This window comes from Nostoc sp. 2RC (assembly GCF_014222165.1).
Lineage (GTDB): Bacteria > Cyanobacteriota > Cyanobacteriia > Cyanobacteriales > Nostocaceae > Nostoc > Nostoc linckia.
The window spans coordinates 1-573 of sequence record NZ_JACKZU010000791.1; the positions used below are offsets into that span (position 1 = coordinate 1).

Below are 573 nucleotides of genomic sequence, written 5' to 3' on the forward strand. Positions count from 1 at the left end.
CCCCCATACCCCCTGTCCCACTCCATCCAAAAATCTGAGAGAGCCTTTCCTGTTCTGCTTCCACGGCTTCTGCAAAGGTTTCGGAGGTGAGAACACCTAATAGTGGGTTGGGAAAACCTAATCGTGCTTCTAGAGTAACTGCATCTCCTGGTTGGAGTGTCACTGTTAGGTAACCAGGACTGTGTAGGTCTTCTTTATCGGCTAATCCCCGTTTTGTTTCCTCAGAAAATCGATAATTCCAATACCAAACTGCATCTGATTGATAATTTCCTTTTGTCCAGCGCAAGTGCCAAGGTATGCCAAAATGCTGAGATTTTCTTGCTTGCAGGCAGACTTGTTGTTGTCCAAGCAGTTGGGAGAATTGTAATTCTGAGTCAAAGGTCTGTTGATGGTGAAAGTCACGTTCTGCTATCAGCAATCGCAGTCGTAAAATTGCTTGTTCGCTTCCCTCGTAGCGATACTGGATGAGAATGCGATCGCAAAATTCGACAGGGGCATTGAGCAAGCAGGAAGTGTGGGAGGGGTGGGAGGATAGTGAAGAAATCTTTCCCCCCACACTCCCCACACTCCCCA

At 47.5% G+C, this 573-nt stretch carries 1 protein-coding gene; it reads right to left on the minus strand.

Annotated elements, in window-relative coordinates:
• Positions 1 to 573 (minus strand): glycogen debranching enzyme N-terminal domain-containing protein (locus tag GNE10_RS35005; protein ID WP_185570570.1); only part of this gene is annotated, 573 nt, incomplete at both ends.